This is a genomic window from Croceicoccus estronivorus (assembly GCF_001625325.1).
GTDB lineage: Bacteria > Pseudomonadota > Alphaproteobacteria > Sphingomonadales > Sphingomonadaceae > Caenibius > Caenibius estronivorus.
In genome coordinates this window covers 135,098-149,938 of record NZ_JRQQ01000003.1, presented here as the reverse complement: position 1 = coordinate 149,938, position 14,841 = coordinate 135,098, and the positions used below count along the sequence as shown (strand labels likewise).

Sequence of the window (14,841 nt, the reverse complement as noted above, 5' to 3'; positions counted from 1 at the left end):
AAGCGATGGCGTTACTTCCAAAAAAGTTCACCGTCAGTACGGTCGCAGCCACCTGGCCTGGCAAGAAGCTTCCACCGCGGTTCCCGGTTCACCCTCGAACCTATGAAAGCGACATGGCCGAGGTTCTGCTGCTGATCGGACGTCTGACGACACCGGTACTCGCATCGGGGGCTTCGCTTGCAGAATTCTGGGCGTACGCACGCTATATCTTTGCTTGGCGCAACGAGCATCAGCTAACCCTGTCCCCAGAGTTTGCCGAGCTCGATGCACATCAGAAAACAATACTCAGCGACGACATCGGGATGGGGCTGCCGATTCACTGGATCAGCAGGCGCATGAACCTGATCGGCATCTGCGACGGCCGCTACTTCATTGAACGCTATCTGGCGACCTATGGCGGGACATATACGGGGAAAGCCGCCAAACGAGGTCCAGGGAAGGCACCCGATTTCATCTGTGTCAGCCGAAACGGCAAGTTTCACGTCGTCGAATGCAAAGGTACACAGACCTCGACCGCCTACCGTGACGAACAGCTTGGCCTGCCAACCAACAAAGGGCTTCGGGGCGGCAGAGCACAGAAACGAACCGTTACATTTCCAACCCATGTTGCCGGAGAAAGGCTCGCCTGCGGTACCTTCATCTCGAGCGATCTCAATGAGCATTCGTCATTGAAAATCATCGATCCGGAGGAGCCGCCCCTGCTGGAAGTCGGCGACGAAAATGCACCGATGGCATTTGACCCCATTGCTCGAGGCACACTGGCACAGATGTTCCGCGCCTCCGGGTTTCCAATGACCGCAAATCTTGCGGCCTTTCCTGAAGGCCGGCCGCGTGGGATCGAAGGTGAGAGATACGTATTCGCACCGATCGAAGAGCGAGCCGAGCGATTTCAGGAGGCACGCGAGGAAATGGTGGGACGGCCCCGCGCCGAGGATCTCACAAGCGATCGCGGCCCCCTTATTGGACGGCGCACCGTGATCGAATTGCCGGCCCCGCTCCTTCTCAATGACAAGCTCGTCCGCCGCCTAGAGCTCCGGCAGGGGATTAGCCCCGAACTTTTATCTGATGACGCCGTAACGCTGATGGAAGAGCGTATAATCGAGCGAAAGGAAGACCCCGGCATTCTCGCTCCGACAAAGTTCGAGAGCGATACGGACGAGGTGGTAATGAATGTCGGAAAGCTGTTCCGAAGCGAGCTGAAGCTTCTTTATTGAATGCTGTGGGGAGCAGCCAAACGACGGTTCGGTCATCCTCGCGCTCCCTCCTTCCTGGCTTCAGTTCTAGCTGATCGACGGGCCCGATCGTTCGCGACCAAATTGCCAACTGACGCCGTCCGTGCGCATGATCCCCGACGCGGCCTTGCCGATGTTGCGTTCGAGTACATCACGCCAAGGCACGAGCGTGAAGTCGCGCGACCGTTCGACCAGCGCATAGCTACCGCTTTCGAGATCCACGCGGCGGGCGATCACGCCTTCGACTCGTTCGCCAATCCGGGCGGGCTCGAACCGCTTGCCGAACTGCTCGGAAAGTCGGACGCCGGCGCTGTCCAGTTCGCGTTGCCGCAGGTTCTCCAAAGCGTGGGCGCGCAGGTGGAAACTTTGACCATCGCCGTCTGCTAGTTGCTGTTCGATCAGCCACTGACGCCGCGCTGCCAATGCGCTGCGCATCTCGCGTCCGAAACCAGCATCGCGCGCTGCACTGGGTGCGCTGGAAGCCAGTTCGTGATCGAGCCAAGTCGGTGCTTCGATTGCGGTCAGATCTCCGACGGGCCGGGACGAGAGGATCGACAGCGCAATTGGGCGGTCGCGCTGCTGCCGTTGGGCGAAGGCTTCCGCCCGGGCTAGATGGTCGCTCGGGATGGTCCAGCTGCCGTCCGCCTGCCGCTCCGGGCCCGCGCCCACCCGCCGCATGGCTTCCAGCCGTCGCACATGGCTCGTGGCATAGGCTTCGCTTGCCTGCGCATCATGCGCCAGATGGAGGTCAACTGAGTAGTGCCCGCCATTGGCCCGGGCGACTGCGTGGATGGTGCGATCGGCTTGGGTCACCTCGGTCTGCCTTGTCGCAACCCGGACTGTCGCGCCCTCGGGCACAGATGGGGTCGCATCCCCTCGCCCGATATCGACGTAGTGGACGCGGCCATCAATGCCGTCGATCATCATGTAGTGCCGATCGCGGTGCTCGTCAGAGATGCCCCGGCTGATCACGCGTCCCACGACGGGCTCGCGGAGCTGCGACGAGATCACCTGCTCGACACCGGCCCGGTTGAGCCGGCGCTGGGTGAGTTCGCGCTGCATGAGGCGGATGATGTCACCGCGCTCTCCCATCCGCCGCAGCGTATCCTCAAGCCCGTCAGCAAGCCGATAGCGGCCCTCACCGATGTCATCCGCCAAGTCCATGGCTTTCAGCTTGCGCAGCCGGCCTACCGCGATCGAATGCTGGAAGGAATCATTGTCCGCCGGCGACACTGTTCGGTCGCTATCCATTCTCCGCAGCAGGCGCCGGTCGATCGTGGTCAGCCTTTCCTGATCGACATCGTGGCGCAGGCGCGCCTCGATCTCGCGATCGGTGCGAGGCCCAAGGTCGAGCGTCACCAACTCGGACGCGCGCTCGCGCAGCCCGTGCGAAATATACTCACGCGCTATGATGAGATTGTCGCCGCGATCATCCACCCCGCGCAGGACGATATGGGTGTGCGGACGCTCGGTGTTGAAATGGTCAACCGCGACCCAATCCAACTTGGTACCGAGATCGTGCTCGACCTGCATCATTAGCCGCCGGACGTAGGGCTTGAGATCGGGATATTCGGCGCCGTCCTCGGCCGAGACGATGAACCGGAACTGGTGCCGATCACCGGCGGTGCGCTTGAGGAAATCGTCGCCGTCGGCGCGGTCGGTTTCCGGGCCGTAGAGTTCCCCCGGCAGGCCCTCGCGCGTCACCCCGTCGCGCTGGATGTAGCGCATGTGGGCGCGGGCGACCTGACCGGCCTTGCCTTGCAGGCGGATCAGGTTCGCCTTGACCACCGCCCGGCGCCCCCGAAAGCCGGCCAGCCGGTCACGGCTGGAAAGCAGACGCCCGATGCTCGCGCCGCGCCCGATCCGGCTGCCATCGAACCGGCGCGACCGGACGCCTGTCTTGGTGCCCGCGAGCCGGGCCGCGGCAACGATGCGGCCGCCATATTTGACGACGCGCTTGCCGTCCTTGCCGCGCTTCTGGCCGAGCTTCGGTGTAAAGTCGTCGTCAGACATGACCAAGGCCTAAGGTCTCGCGATTTCGAACAGAAAATGGCGGATTTCCTCCATTCGCGCGTATCATGTCTCGCGCCGAAGCTCGCCTGTCTCGTAAGAAAAGGATGTGCAGACAAAGGCTTGCGGCATGCCGAGAGACACTGCCTTTATCTTGTTTCCTCTCTCTTCCCTCCTCGCCATCATTTTGGTTCAAAAAATGGGGAGAGACGAACGCCTTCCGACGCCGCCTCTCCCCGCGGACCTTGCTGTGATCAGTGCGCATTGAGCATTGCATCCCGCGCGCCGATCAACGAGTTGAACAGACGGCATCCAATCATCCCATGGGCCTGGCCATCGCCATTCACGAGCACGGTGGCGCAGAACCATTTGCCGTCCAGTCGTCCAAAAATCGCGACCCGATCCAGTTCGAATTCCTCGTCGTCAGGCCTTTCGTAGGCGCCGATCCAGCGCTCCTCGACCCGTGCATCCCAGCAGAAATCCGCTTCCTCGGCCGCCAGAAACCGATGTGCCAATTCTTCCCCGGCACCGCGCCCGAACTCCAGTTCAAGGCCAGATAACAGCGCCGCCATCACGCGATCCACGACATTAGCCGACGCCGTCCCGATGCTCTGATCCATGCTCATTGTGACCTCCAACGCTACCGTCCTCACCATCGAGAACGGCGTCCGAGGGACAGGTGGCGGAGCGGCTGTCAGGGTCGCGGAGCGAAGCGAAGCGCCGCCAAGCGGACGTGGGGGGAGCCGATTTTCGAAGAAAATCGGGGGGTACCCGCGGGCCTTGAGAGCCGCTCCGCCACCTGTCATGCTGGGTCTGTAGAGACGAGCTTCCTTCCTCCCAGCCACGCACGACATCACCGTCAATCCGCATTAGACAGCGCGACGAACAGCGTCGATGTCGTTGTGTCAGAAGAAGTATCGGGCACGTTGCGCCGTACCGCGAAGATCGACTGTTGCGGTGCGGGCCTGGCAGTCATGATCATGCTTTTCGCTGGCGAGGGAGCCATCGCAGCGAGGTAGCCCACCGTCTCGCTCGGAAGTGCGCGACGCCCCGACAGATGCTCGGCGTAGCGCCCGGGACCGGCATTATAGGCCGCGAACATGCTCGGATAGCCAAAGCGATCGTACATCAGTCGCAGGTAGAACGTGCCGGCGAGGATATTATCGCGGGGATCATCCGGGTTGCTACCGAGACCTAGCCGCATGCGCATGTCGGCCCAGGTCGCGGGCATAAGTTGCATGAGCCCCATGGCGCCTGCAGACGAACGGATGGGGCGGCCTTTCCATTGGGTTTTGCCGCCGCTCTCGGCGCGCATGACGCGCTCGATCCATTCGCTGGGGATACCGAAGCGCAGCGATGCCTCGCGGATAAATGGCTGCCAGGTTGCCACCGATTCAGCGTGGGCGGGCGTCGCACAGGCGATTGCCAGTGCGATGGCGGAGCGCTTCACCGGCGCCACAGCAGCTTTGCCTTTCCGATGACGTCGGCGCCTTCGGTGGGGCCGAAGTAGCGACCGTCGAATGAGGACGGATTGTCCATCAGCAGGAAAAGCTGGCGCCCGCGCAGGACAAGGCAGCCAGTCCACGATGGCATGGACCGTCCCGTTGCATCGGCTTCCCGGCGCTCGGCAGCCCATCGCCCGTTGATGAAGATGTGGCTCCCGAGTGCGCAGATCTCGTCGCCGGCATAGGCTGCGACACGCTTCACGAGCGGTACGTTCAACGGCAGGTAGCGGCGAGAAGCAGCGAGATGCCGATAGCGCTGCGGGACGCGTGCGATTGCCATGTCGCCAGGCTCGAGCATGGCTCCCGGCTCCACGAAATAGAGGCCGACCGGCGCGCTGGCGCTGGCATTCCAGACGAGACGTGGGGTCGGTGGAAGCATGGCCGAGAGGAGCACCATTCCGATCCCCGCACTCACCGCGAGGACATGGCGCCGAAGCCGACTGCGCTGCGTTTTTCGAGTGCGCAAAGCTTCGCCCCACGCCAGGAGGGGTGCGACATCCGACCGGTTGCGGTGCCCGCTCACCGGTCGATTTCCCGCGCGCTATGCTCGCTCGACCACGTGTCGAGGTCATCGATATGATACTGCACGAAGCGGCTATGGCGGCGGAAGACGGGCCCCTTTCCAGCCCGGCGCAGGCGTTTCAGGAGTCGGCTCGACATCTTGAGATAGGCAGCCGCCTGGTCGGTATTAAGGAAGGGCGAGCCGCGCTTGGCGTGGTTCGCCCGCGTGATTTCGTCGTCGGTGTTCATGGAAAGTCAATATCCTTGCAGCCGCGACCGCCCCGTGCGGTCGCGGCACCCGGCTTGCCGGGCAGGACACCGCCTGATCAGTGTCGAATTCGCGGTTGCGGCTTTCGACACCGTTGAAGGGAGCCCCGCGCCTTGCCGGCGCGGGGCCGAGGCTCACCGGGACCAGATGAGCTTGTGCTCGCCATTGTCGCCCTGGGTGAGGGTCGCGTAAATCGGTGCGGGGAAGGACGGATCGTCGAGTTTGAGGCTGAGGTATTCCGCTCCGGTCTCGCGCGCCGCCTTGGTCCAGCCCGCGCCGAACTCGACGCCGCCAGCGTTGACGCGGTGGTCCGGCGCCTTGTCGTGCTCGCGTTCGACGGGCCGGATCGTGGCCTTGACGCGGAGTGTCAGGGTGCGGATTTCGCCGTTGTAGACGCCGTCTTCGTTGCGGATGAAGCTGCCGATTTGTGCCATGATAACCTCCATGTTCGTGTGTCGATGCCGCCCCATGCGGCCTCGATGCGGTTGTCAGGCCGCGGGCCGGACGACGCGCACCTTCAGGCCGCAGCGAAGCGGAGGACGGCCCGAGCCGGGCTTCTTGCCTCGCGAGGAAGGCGCGGGCACCGCGCCGGGGAAGAAGGTCGGCGAAGCCGTTGCGCGGCGGAGGAAGGCTTGTGGCAGACCGCTATCGATCAAGGCCGCCGGGGTTGCATCACCCGAAAGGAGGGTGGCCGAAGCACACGGATCGTCACGCTTCGCTGCGAAAATGGGGGGTGCGATGGCGACCGTGATGGACCGTCCACGTCTCGCATTGGCCTTCCGTCCGGTGTGGGCTAGACCGCCGGCAAGGAGTTGTGATGACGGTTCTGGATCAGGTTCGCCGGTTGCTTGAGCGGCTGTCGCCGGACCCGATCTGCAGCGGAAAAAAGATCGCCATCCGGAAGCGCTGATCGCGTGGAATCTGGCTGGCCAGGACGACAGAGGAGTAACCGTGGCCGACGAGATGTCGTTCGACGAACAACTGAGGCTCGAGCGGAAGGGTGCCGATGCGGGGCTCAATCCGATGTTCGGTGAATGGCAGCACCGCTTCGACTTCCCGCCTGTGCCCTATGGGAACGGTGCCGTCCAGCGCGGCGAATTTCGCGCCGCCATCCAGGCGGAGCTCAAGAACCGCTGGCTCTATTCCAACGAAATCCATCTCGAAATCACGCTGCATGTAGATGTCCAGACGACGCTGGAAACCGACGAGGCCGCCGATCTCGACAATTATGCCAAGGCGATACTGGACGGTCTGAAGGGGCCGAACGGGATCATGATCGACGATACCCAGGTCCAGGCGCTGACGATCAGCTGGATCGACGGCTACGGACCGCCGGCCTTCACGATTGCCGCCAAGGGCTCGCCTGACGACTTCGTGCTGAAGCCGCAGGAATTCTACGAGATGCCGGATGGCCTCTGGTATCCGCACGGTCGCTATCTGTGGAGCCAGGGCGGCAGCGAACCCTGCGACGACTTCAACCACTTCGCTGGCCTCTCCATCATGGAACTGATGAGCTCGACGAGGCGAAGAGCGCGGGCCGAGATGCGCAAGGGCGGCGCCGACAGGCTCCGGGCCTATCAGCAGGCGATGTATCTTTCGAACAGCGCGCGGGGTTTCCATCGCAGCCGGATCGAGGACGGGTTTCCGATGCATGGAAGGCGAGAATGGCAGGCGGAGCGCGCCCGCTGGGCCGAAGCTGACCCGGAGCGCTCGACCATGATTGAGGAGTCGCTGCGGGGCATCCGTGATGGCCACGAAAGATTGATCGAGACCATGGCGAAGCTCGGATGAATTCCGCGCGCCGACGCCGGAACGGCGGAGGCGCGCCGATTTTTTCGGGTCCGGTAAACGGGCGGGCCAGAGCCCGCCCGTCTCATGTCATGCAGCCTCGGCGAATGGTACTTCCATGGTTCCAGCGTCCGGCTGCACCACCTGATCGCGCGCCGCCATCATCTTGTCGTGGGCCGCGACGGTGCCGACGCCACCTCGTTTCGTATAGGCGCTTGGCGGGAACTGCATCCATCGCGGCACCCAGTTCTCGACCTTTTCGCGTCCGTCATTGCCCGCCAAATGGTCGGCAATGATGCGCTTCAAGGTCTTTGCCTTCTCGCCAGAATTGGCGCTGGCGACCGTCTCACCGGCCACTTCGCCGACCATTCGTCCCAGCACCTCGCGGTCGCGCAGCAACGAGAACATGGCATCATCGGCTTGCCACCACTCGGCCATGGCGATCCCGATTTCGCTGCCAACCGCCTCGACTGCGGCGCTTCCGGCAGCAAGAGTCTCGCCGATGACAACGGCGATGATGCGGGTCACATCCTCATCGGTCAGTGCAATCAGGCGAAGGAATACCCCCACGACGCCATAGTCGTCGCCATTGCCGCCGGTAACGCTCGGCTCCTCGGACGAAAAGCCGAGCAGGTCGAGCGCGGCGCGCCGATGTTGGTCGAAGACGGCCTCGCCGCGGCAGGTCTCGATGCTTTCGCGCACCTCGTCATTGCGCGTCGATTGTGGCTCGGGACGCACGGTCCATAGCTGCGACCCGACGATTGCATGGGCCACCATGAGCCGCAATGCGACGCCGGGATGGTCGAGCATGGCGGCGCGCACGGCGGCATGGCGATGCAGGTCGACATAGGTCTGGAGTGTCGAAGTCAGTTCAGGGCGTTGCGGCTTCTGCCCTTCGGGCGCTTCACCACATGCTGCGCGCCGGGCTTCCTTGCGGGTGACATAGCCCTCATGGAACGTCACTTCCCCGGTGCCGCGCACATCGACATAGACGCGCCCGCCCTTGCGCTTCGGAGCCTTTTCATACTCCCAGGAATGGAAGTGGTCCGATGGTGGAACGATGACGACATCGCTCCAGCCTTGCTCCAGATAGGCAGAGCGCGCGGCCTCGATGGCCGCATTCTGCGCGGTCCAGAATGCGTCGGGATCAGCGAAATAGCGGTCCTCGCCGAACAGGTCGGCGATGGTCGCTCCGGAGAAATCGCCAAGGTTGAACAGCGCGAACCGGGCGGGGATCGACTGCCCCCCGAACAGCCATGCCTTCAACTGGTGCCCGGTCGGCACATAGCTGTCAGGATCGTCGTAGAGCGCCAGCCATGCCTTTTGCTGGCTCTTGCTGGCAAGGGTCAGGTGGCGGACGGTGGCGCGATCGATCTTCTCCGAGCGGTAGAGGTCGCGGATACGCGGCAACAGGTTGCCCAGCGCAAGGACACGGCGGATGGTAATGTCGGGCAGGCCGAAGGTTGCCGCGATCTCGTCCACCTCTCGGCCTTCCTTGACCAGCCGGGTAAAGCTTTCCCACTGGCGAACCTCGTCCGCATCGAGCCGCGCCATGTTCTCGATCATCGAGGCCTCGATGGCGGCGGCATCGTCGCCTGCCTCAAGGATGCCGCAAGGCAGCAGCAGGCTTTCAGGATCGACTTCGCCCGCCACGCGCCGCTCATTGGCGACAACAAGGCTGGCATGAAATCGGCGGCTTCCGGCAACGATGCCGAAGCAGCCATCGGCATTTGCAGGGCGAACCAGCAGGGTCTGGATGACACCGCGCGCGCGGATGGTCGGCAGGATATCCGACATGTCGGGTGCCTGCCTGCCGTGGCGCATGTTCGTCCGGTCAACGAAGAGCTTGTCGAGGGGGATATATTCGAGTTTCATGGAAATCACCTTTCAAAGGTGCCGGTCCCGTCGTTCGTGCAAGTCTGGCGGGATCGGCTTTTGATGGCGGCGAGACGCGCCGCCTCGCGTCATTCCGCCGTCAAGCTGGCGGAATCTCTGGAGCCGTGCCGCTGGAGGCAACACGGCGGAACAGGGCCTCGGCGTGGATGATCGAACCGGCGCGGCGCGACCAATCGGCCCAGGCCGAAAGCGGGTGCGATGTCCGGAACCCGAGGTCGCGCTCGATGGCGAGGCCGAACGGCAGCCGGACGGAGGCAATCTCCGACAGGCTGAACCAGCCAAGCTCGGGGCACCCAAAGCCCAGATCAGCAAGGCCGAACAGCGCGTCGCCGTCCTCGGCAAGCTCGGTCGCGAGCCAGGTCGCCGCGCCCACGGGATTGAACAGCTTGATCACGGGCAAGGGATCGAACCGTTCGCCGCGCGTCTCCACTACGTGTCGATTGGCGTAGTTGTCGCGCAGGGCCTGTTGGAGCTCTGGGGTGAGGAGGATCATGCCGCGATCCTCCCCTCGGTTTGCGCGGCACATGCCTCGCGATGGCGAGACAACAGCCAGTCGGCGGCCTTGCTTGCGGCGCTTGCCGCCCGGAAAATCGCGCGATTGTCCTCCCGCAGGACTTCAAGCCATGCGCCGATATAGTCGGCATGGCGTACGGTCGGGGTGATGCCGAGCGCGGCGCAGAGGAAGGCCGATCCCATTTCCGCGACCAGTTCCTCGCGGGCGTAGTCTTTCGATCCGAAGGCGTTGACGAGGTTGCGCCCCAGCCGGTTCGGGTGCCCGGTGGCGTGGGTCAGTTCGTGAAGGCAGGTCCGGTAGTAGTTGACCTGCTGGAAGAAGGCGGGCTGCGGCGGGACCTGCACATAGTCGAGCGAGGGCACGTAGAAGGCCTTGTCCCCGCCGATCCGGAAATCGACGCCCGAGGCTGCGATCACCTCCTCGGCCAGCGGCACGACCTCACGTTCGGGCAGCGGCGCCGGGTCTGAGGCAAGGCCTTCGCGCAAGCCTTCGCACTGCGCGACATTGAAGACGGTGAACCGCTTGAGGAATGGCACCGCCTTGGCCTCGCCCCCATCACGTTCGGCCCGCTGCTTTTCGGCCTCGGGGGTGAAGCGGTCGGCATAGACGACGCACTGCCCCCGCTCGCCCTTGCGGACGCAGCCGCCTGCTTCCTGAGCTTGCCGGAAGGTCAGCCACGATTGCGACGGCCAGCCGTTCTCGATGACCGCGCCCCACAGGATCAGGATGTTCACGCCCGAATAGGGACGCGCGGTCAGTGCATTGCGCGGCAGGCCGGGACCGATCCCGCCGGTCGTGCCCCAAGGCTGGACCCATGGCAGGCGTCCGGCCTCAAGCTCGAACAAGATCCGCTGGGTCACCTCGTCATAGAGATTGCCCCGGCTTTCCTCCCTTTCCTTCGCAACCTCCCGGCTGGCGCTACGCTTGATATTCCTCGGCATGGCTTGTCCTCCACTCAGCCCAAAAAAAGCCCCATGGCTTTCCCGCAGAGGCGGGGGTGGGCGGCAAGCCGCGACCAAGAGGCCCGGCTCCAGCGGCCAGCGCACCGCAGGGCGAAAGGAACTGGAGCACCCCGAGCAAAAGCGAAGGGGTTGCGCTGGCCGCGACGGGCCTAGCCGGAAGCGCCGCCCGCACCCGCCGATACGGGAAGGCCACCAGCTACGCCGCCGCGCCAAGCGGCGACCATCAGCCGGTCGCTAGACCGGCCCACGCCAGGGATCGAAGCCGAATGGACGAGACGCCAAGGCGGCTCGGCGGCACAGCCGCGAGAGCGCGGTCGTGCGCGCAGCGCTCGAGGCGCACGCTATCTCGCTTCTGCGACCAGGATCAGTCGGTTGATGTTCCGAAGGCCTCAATTGCCTGGCGGAGGCCGTCGCCTATGATCCATCTCGCTCGCTCAAGATGAGAATGCCAGCATTGCTCGGACCCCTTCTCGTCGGGATCCAGCCGCATCAGTCGCGTTGTAACTTCGCGCCAATGCATCCCGGTTGCTGCCGCATCGATTAGCGCCGCATAGAGGGCGAGATGTTCCTGATCATACGGCGTTACATCGCCGGTGGGAGCTACGGACTGGAGCACGATATGCCATTTGGACTTATATAAAGGTCGTTATGACCTATATATAAAGTGGTCAGGGGAGGCGCAAGCGGGCTCAAACTCCGCTATGTCGAGCCGAGAAACGCTTGCCCGAAATTTGCGCATATTGAGGGTTGCAAGAGGACTGTCGCAGGAGGCTTTGGCTGATGGTGCGACAATTGCGCGCAGCTATGTGAGCGCGTTGGAGCGCGGGCAATCTAGTGCAAGCGTCGATCGTCTCGATAGGCTCGCCAGAGAACTCGGTGTAGAAACTTACGTTCTGCTGATGAAGGACCTGCCTCCCGAGGCGCTGAAGGCGTAAATACGACGAGCACTGGGATGCCATCCTAGTCACCCCAGTAGCTTCCGATAGCCGCCCGCCGCCATGTCGCGGGCCATGGCGATCAGTCGCCTGCACTGGGACTTGAGGGCCTCTCCCGCCCATTCGTCCCGGACCCGCTCAAGGCCGAAGAGCATCACGCCGACGTCCCGAATGCTTGCACCTGCGACGAGCGCGTCATGGACGCGCAAGGCCAGCACCTGCCGCCGCATGCGCTGGCTGGCATGCGGGACTTCCATGAGATGCCCAGTGCGCTGGAAATCCAGGAACCGGCGAAGCGGGGCCAGCGTAGGCTCAAGGTCCACGACCCGGGACAGGTCGTGCATCAAGGATACAGGCCCTTCCAGCAACGAACCGCCCGCTACGTCGAGGCGAATGCCGCCAGCGCCAGAGCCAAGCAGGACATGCTGGCGGTTCCCCCCGCGGACGACCGTAGCCCTGACCTCACTGCGGACGAGATCAAACGGCTCGGTCTGCCGGTCCATAACCGGCACGGCCACTACTTGGAGGACAGAGGCATCCACCGCAGCGCTCCACAGGACCGGGGCCTCCATCCATCCCAGGCTGGCATCGGGCGTGGCCAGGCAGCCCCAGCGCGCAATGCAGTCGGCGGACGCGGACTCAAGGAACGTCACGTTGCCAAGGGCAACGGCAGAAGTGCCGGCAACCGAATGGTAGGCGGGATCCCGCCGCAGCCATTCCCAGGCAAGCCCCGCTGGACCGGCGTGGTCAAGGTAGCGATAGGATGCGGCGGCTGGCCAGGCATCTGGCAAGGCCGCCGGCATCGCGCGTTACCCGAGCCCGGTCCGGCCTCAGCCCATCTCGCCCATTTGGCCGCGAACGAAGGCGGCGACGGCGGCCTCCTGGTCGGGCCGCAAGGCATCGACGGCCGGCAGGCAGTCCGGCAGGTCGCCGCGCAGCAAGATCGAGGGACATTGCCCCTCGACGTTTCCGAGGTTCGGTCGGTGCTGGGCGTAGCCAACTAGTGCCGCGAGCTCGGGCGAAAATCCCCGGGCAATGGCTGGCGGATAGACGAGCCACTGCAGCTCGAAGGGCTTCAGCCAGCCAAGGCAGTAACTGACGATAATGCCGCGCCGCGGCGCCAGGCTGCTGTTCCTGCCGCCGCCGTGCAGGGTCGAGCCCAGGAAGACCAAGGCATCGCCTGGCGACAGGCGGGGCACGATTGCTTCCGCCTCGTCCAGGTCGACGAGGTCCGGATCGACGTGGCTGCCCGGCCAGAGCCGGGTCCCGCCGTTCTCCCGGGTGAAGGGATCGAGCGGCCACATCACGTTGACGAGATATTCGAGCGTGCCCTTGGGCCTGGCCCACATGTCCTGGTCGCGATGCGGCAGTTGCGGTAGCGCGCCCGGATGGATCTCGATTGCCTGGGTGAGGTTCAAGGCGATCCTGTCGCACCAGGGCAGGAGTGCGGATTCGGCAATAGCAAGAATACGCTGGTGCATAACCAGCCTCGCCACGTCGGGCGAGCGGCGCAGCAAGGCCCCGAACCGCTTGGTACGGGCGCCGTAGAAGCCGCCTTGGCACAGCGGCGTCGCTCCAAAGCGGGAATCCAGTCCGGCATTGATGCCCGCGACCAGCGCCGGATCGACGGCACGCTCGAGGATGCAATAGCCATCGCGCGCCAGCGCAGCGCTCTCCCGGTCGATGCGCGCGCTCATGCCGCCACCGCCTGGGCCGTGCCCACGTAGGTGCCCGACCAGCGCAGCCGATCAGGCGCATCCTGCCCCACATGGGCGGCGAAGGCGCCGACCAGGCCGCCGTCGATGCGCACCGCCGGGCCAAGGGGCTCGGCCGCCCAGCCCATGGCGAGGACTTCCTTGCGGAAGGCATCGGGCAGGACGCCGGTCAGGCAGGTGATCCCGCGCTGCAGCGCGAAGTCGACCATAGCGGAGATCAGGCGGTTGCGAAGCTCGCGTCGCCGCACGGCGCCATGGCGCTGGGGCAGGCACAGCCGCGTGCTTTCCCAGATGGTCGGCCCGACCGGAACGCCGAAGGGGCAGAGATGGGCGAAGATGTCGCGCAGCATGTGCGGGCGCGTGGATGGCATCAGCCGGATCGAGGCGTCGTGTTCGCCGTTCGCATCTGCGCAGATGATGTAGACCGTGCCGGAGGTATCGAACTGGTCGACTTCGAACAGGCCATCGACGACGGGCACGTCCCATCCGAAAAGGTCGACGAACAGGCGCTTGCGATCGGCGAACATGGTTTCAAGGAGCTGGCGGCTCCCCGGCGCGAGGTGGTTATCAACGATGTGGATCATGTGGTTCTCCCGGTTTGCGGACAGCCGCAAGGGAAGCACCGGGACGGCCTCGAAACAGGCCGAGTGATTACTCGGGTTGACGAGCCACGAGTTCGTCGAGCCCGATTTCGCCGGCGAAGATTGCGCTCACGACGAGTTCGGTGCGGCCATGGGCGCCGAAGAGCTCGCGCGCCTCGGTCATGTAGCCATCGACGGTGCGCGGGGTGAGCGAGAGGGTTCGCGCGATTTCCTTGTTGGACATGCCGCGTCCGGCAAGGATCACGCAGTCGCGCGGACGGGGATGGAGGCGCGGCGTCGGGCGTGGCTGGCGCTGCCCGATGACCAGGCGGCGTGCTGCCTGGAAAGCAAAAATACCGATCATCTGGACGGGGCCGAGCAGGCGAACTGCGCGCTTCGGCGATTTGATCCCGGCGAAGGTGCACGAGCCCATGCAGTCCCCGAGCAGCACGGACGGCACGGTGATACCTTCGTTCAGCCCTTCGGCCTGGCCTGCCTCGAGACAGCGGCGGTCTTGGCGGTCGAGGTGGATGATCCGCTCGAGCTCTGACCAGAGAAATGCGCCGTCGGCGAAGGCACAGGCCCGGATGACCGGATCGCGGCGATACCGTCCCTCCTCAATGATCCGGGCAGCAATTGCCGCGGGATAGTGGCGGACATCGACCCGGCCTTGGGGCGAGCCGCGCAGGTCGGCGTGATGGATGAGCGCGTAGTAACGAAAGCCCAGGTCGGCGGTGACCGCCTCCATCAGCAGGGCAAGGTCGCCGGGCGACGCTGCCGCCCGGGCGGAGCGAATGAAGGCGTCCGCCAGGGCTACGCTTGGCGCCAGCCGCGACCGCCATCGGTCGGCAGGCATTCTCGGTTTTTCCTCTCCCGCCGGGCCAACCCGGCAACCAGACCTTTTCCTTTGAAAGCTCGCATATGACCATGGTTC

General features: G+C 64.4%; 16 protein-coding genes. 3 read left to right on the top strand and 13 right to left on the bottom strand.

Features of this window, described 5'->3' with window-relative positions:
• The first annotated feature begins 113 nt into the window (after nt 1–113).
• Nucleotides 114–1,214 (top strand): hypothetical protein, encoded by a 1,101-nt coding sequence (locus MB02_RS07065; RefSeq protein ID WP_170304663.1) that lies wholly within the window; start codon nt 114–116, stop codon nt 1,212–1,214.
• Between the two features lie 66 nt (nt 1,215–1,280).
• Here MB02_RS07065 and rlxS read toward each other — a convergent pair whose 3' ends face one another.
• The 6 genes from rlxS to MB02_RS07035 all read right to left on the bottom strand — a co-directional run bounded on the left by rlxS (nt 1,281) and on the right by MB02_RS07035 (nt 5,950).
• Entirely contained in the window at nt 1,281–3,245 is a 1,965-nt protein-coding gene (gene rlxS / locus MB02_RS07060; protein ID WP_067534608.1) for a relaxase/mobilization nuclease RlxS, read from the bottom strand.
• 251 nt (nt 3,246–3,496) lie between these two features.
• Nucleotides 3,497–3,868, bottom strand: coding sequence for a hypothetical protein (locus tag MB02_RS07055; protein ID WP_235829450.1), 372 nt, complete (start codon nt 3,866–3,868; stop codon nt 3,497–3,499).
• Nucleotides 3,869–4,101: 233 nt separating this feature from the next.
• A complete protein-coding gene (locus tag MB02_RS07050; protein ID WP_067534602.1) occupies nt 4,102–4,701 on the bottom strand; it encodes a lytic transglycosylase domain-containing protein in 600 nt (199 codons plus the stop codon).
• Complete coding sequence (locus MB02_RS07045; protein WP_067534599.1) at nt 4,689–5,270, bottom strand: S26 family signal peptidase; 582 nt, start codon at nt 5,268–5,270, stop codon at nt 4,689–4,691. Before MB02_RS07045 ends, MB02_RS07050 begins: the two co-directional genes overlap by 13 nt.
• Nucleotides 5,267–5,497 carry a helix-turn-helix domain-containing protein gene (locus MB02_RS07040; protein WP_067534596.1) on the bottom strand — a complete coding sequence of 77 codons (231 nt, stop codon included), beginning with the start codon at nt 5,495–5,497 and terminating at the stop codon, nt 5,267–5,269. The genes MB02_RS07045 and MB02_RS07040 overlap by 4 nt, the downstream gene beginning before the upstream one ends.
• Nucleotides 5,498–5,650: 153 nt before the next feature.
• Nucleotides 5,651–5,950 carry a DUF736 domain-containing protein gene (locus tag MB02_RS07035; RefSeq protein WP_067535048.1) on the bottom strand — a complete coding sequence of 100 codons (300 nt, stop codon included), beginning with the start codon at nt 5,948–5,950 and terminating at the stop codon, nt 5,651–5,653.
• A 517-nt stretch (nt 5,951–6,467) separates the two neighbouring features.
• Between MB02_RS07035 and MB02_RS07030 the strand changes: the two genes are divergently transcribed.
• Entirely contained in the window at nt 6,468–7,307 is an 840-nt protein-coding gene (locus tag MB02_RS07030; protein ID WP_067534593.1) for a RusA family crossover junction endodeoxyribonuclease, read from the top strand.
• Between the two features lie 87 nt (nt 7,308–7,394).
• Here MB02_RS07030 and MB02_RS07025 read toward each other — a convergent pair whose 3' ends face one another.
• The 3 genes from MB02_RS07025 to MB02_RS07015 all read right to left on the bottom strand — a co-directional run bounded on the left by MB02_RS07025 (nt 7,395) and on the right by MB02_RS07015 (nt 10,655).
• A complete protein-coding gene (locus MB02_RS07025) occupies nt 7,395–9,179 on the bottom strand; it encodes a ParB/RepB/Spo0J family partition protein (RefSeq protein WP_067534590.1) in 1,785 nt (594 codons plus the stop codon).
• Nucleotides 9,180–9,279: 100 nt separating this feature from the next.
• Nucleotides 9,280–9,693, bottom strand: a complete 414-nt coding sequence (locus MB02_RS07020) for a DUF2958 domain-containing protein (protein WP_067534587.1) — start codon at nt 9,691–9,693, stop codon at nt 9,280–9,282.
• Nucleotides 9,690–10,655 carry an ArdC family protein gene (locus tag MB02_RS07015; protein ID WP_067534584.1) on the bottom strand — a complete coding sequence of 322 codons (966 nt, stop codon included), beginning with the start codon at nt 10,653–10,655 and terminating at the stop codon, nt 9,690–9,692. The genes MB02_RS07020 and MB02_RS07015 overlap by 4 nt, the downstream gene beginning before the upstream one ends.
• Before the next feature lie 722 nt (nt 10,656–11,377).
• On the opposite strand from MB02_RS07015, the gene MB02_RS07005 reads away from it, so the two are divergent.
• Complete coding sequence (locus MB02_RS07005; protein ID WP_067534578.1) at nt 11,378–11,611, top strand: helix-turn-helix domain-containing protein; 234 nt, start codon at nt 11,378–11,380, stop codon at nt 11,609–11,611.
• Nucleotides 11,612–11,640: 29 nt separating this feature from the next.
• Here the strand turns inward: MB02_RS07005 and MB02_RS07000 are convergent, their stop codons facing one another.
• From MB02_RS07000 to MB02_RS06985, 4 genes are all read right to left on the bottom strand, one after another.
• Entirely contained in the window at nt 11,641–12,414 is a 774-nt protein-coding gene (locus MB02_RS07000; protein WP_067534575.1) for a DUF2285 domain-containing protein, read from the bottom strand.
• Between the two features lie 27 nt (nt 12,415–12,441).
• Nucleotides 12,442–13,308: a phytanoyl-CoA dioxygenase family protein gene (locus tag MB02_RS06995; protein WP_067534572.1), complete on the bottom strand. Its 867-nt coding sequence runs from the start codon at nt 13,306–13,308 to the stop codon at nt 12,442–12,444.
• On the bottom strand, nt 13,305–13,910 hold the full coding sequence (locus tag MB02_RS06990) for an acyl-homoserine-lactone synthase (protein ID WP_067534570.1): 606 nt from the start codon (nt 13,908–13,910) through the stop codon (nt 13,305–13,307). The genes MB02_RS06995 and MB02_RS06990 overlap by 4 nt, the downstream gene beginning before the upstream one ends.
• 67 nt (nt 13,911–13,977) lie before the next feature.
• Nucleotides 13,978–14,763 carry a LuxR family transcriptional regulator gene (locus MB02_RS06985; protein ID WP_235829448.1) on the bottom strand — a complete coding sequence of 262 codons (786 nt, stop codon included), beginning with the start codon at nt 14,761–14,763 and terminating at the stop codon, nt 13,978–13,980.
• Nucleotides 14,764–14,841 lie beyond the last annotated feature (78 nt).